The organism is Micrococcus sp. HG099, from assembly GCF_024723355.1.
In the GTDB taxonomy this organism is placed as follows: Bacteria; Actinomycetota; Actinomycetes; order Actinomycetales; family Micrococcaceae; genus Micrococcus; species Micrococcus endophyticus.
This window is the reverse complement of record NZ_JANQCJ010000223.1, coordinates 1-1,960: the sequence shown is the minus strand read 5'-3', so window position 1 is coordinate 1,960 and position 1,960 is coordinate 1. Positions and strand designations below refer to the sequence as shown.

Below are 1,960 nucleotides of genomic sequence, written 5' to 3'. Positions count from 1 at the left end.
CCGGCGGACCGCCGCCCCATCCCCGTGCCCCACCCGGACACTTGGGAGCTGCTGCCCACCCCGGAGCGGTGAGGAGAGCCGGGCTGGGGGAGCGGGACTGGTGCGCAGGGGTGGGGACACCGGGGTGCCCGCCCGACCCCGGACCGGCGGTGGTCGAGAGCCGCCCCCTCGGAACTCCCGACGTCGGCCCACAGCCCCGGCGCACGGCTGCCGGGGACGCGCCCGCCGGCGGCGGCGGTGGCAGCGGCCCCCACCCCGGGGCGCCGGACGCAGCACCGGGTCCACTGCGCCCCGGGACCGACGCCTGGGGAAGTCCACAGACCCGATTGAATCCCTCTTACTTAACGTGTCCGCCCCGTGCGATGGACTGGGATCACATCAAGACCAGAGGCCGCACCGGACGCAGGAGAGGGGGGAGCGCCATGATCGCCGAGGACGTGGACTGGGCACGCGAGGCGGTCGAGCAGGCCCTCGCGGCGGTGGCGGCTCCGCGCTGGCAGGACGTCCCGGGCGGCGCCCTCCTCCCGGACCTGCTCGTGCAGGCGGAGACGCTGTCGCGCACGGTCGCGGCGCTCCAGACCGCGCTGGCCGGACACCTCGCGGAGGCGTATGAGCACGAGGCGGATCGCCAGGAGGTGCTGGGGATCCCGCCCGGCAAGGGCCCCCACCGGGACGCCGCGGACTGCCTGCGGGACACCGTGCGGATCGACCGGCGCACCGCCCAGCGGCGGCTCCGCCGAGCCGCGGCCACTCGCCCACGGCGGGACTTCGTCACCGCGCCCCTCGCCGATCCGGCGCTGCCGGAGGTCGCCGCGGTCCTGTCCGAGGGCGCCGCCGACGAGGCCGCCTGCGACGCCGTGATCGAGACCCTCACCCGGGCGCGGACCGACCTCGCGCTCGCGGCCGTCCCGCAGGACGAGGCCGACGCGCTGCTCGCCGCGGGGGAGTCGCTGCTGGCCGCGCAACTCCACCACGCGGACCTGGACGGGATGCGCCGGCTGTGCGCGCGGTGGCGCCAGCACCTCGATGCGGTCGTCCTGCCCGACAGCGGCATCCCCACCGAGGCCGAACTCCGCGCCGCCCAGGGGCTGTTCCATCGCGGCCGGCGCCGGGGCCTGCACCGCTGGGACCTGCACCTGACCGACACCCAGCACGAGGTGCTGCAGACGGTCGCCGCCGCAGCCACGAATCCCCGCGCCCGGGGCGCGGGACCGTCCGGCCAGGTGGACGCCCCCGCGGGATCGCCTGACCTCGATCCGCGGACGCGCGGCCAGCGGCAGGCCGACACCCTCGTCAGCGCCCTGCAGGCCGCCCTCGCCCTCGCCGCCCCTGGCGTCCTCCCCGCCACGGCGGGCCACCGACCGCAGGTGCTCGTCACGATCGACCACGAGACCCTCCTGCGTCGCGTGCGCACCGCCTCGGGAACGGCGGCCGTCCTCAGCGAGGCCGAGTTCACCGGCCCCATCGACCCCCGCGAGATCCGCCGGATCGCATGCGACGCGGAGATCATCCCGGCCGTCCTCGGCGGCGAGGGCGAGATCCTGGCCCTCGGCCGCTCCCGACGCCTCTTCACCCGCGCCCAGCGACGGGCCGTCACGGCCCGGGACGGCGGCTGCGCCGCGCCGGGGTGCACCCTCTCGGCCAGCTGGTGCGAGATCCACCACATCGGCCACTGGGAGGACGGCGGGCGCACGGACGTCGACAACGGGGTCCTGCTCTGCTCACATCATCACCACGCCGTCCACGCCGGGTGGTGGACGGTCGCCGTCGTCGCAGGGATCCCCTGGTTCACCCCCGCGCGCCACCTCGACCCCGCCCAGACGCCCCGGAGGAACCGGCACCACCGGATCCACGGCCCGGCGGCGGCCTCGGGCACCAGGGGAGCGGCACCGCCGGCGCCGCCGACGACGCCGGAACAGGCAGGGGCCGGGGTCTTATACACATCTGACGCTGCCGACGA

1 protein-coding gene is annotated in these 1,960 nt (G+C 76.6%); it reads left to right on the top strand.

Going from position 1 to position 1,960, the window contains the following annotated elements; all coding sequences use genetic code 11:
- Positions 1 to 422 precede the first annotated feature (422 nt).
- On the top strand, positions 423 to 1,960 hold a 1,538-nt coding region (locus NWP10_RS11780), incomplete at its 3' end, for a DUF222 domain-containing protein (RefSeq protein ID WP_309137727.1).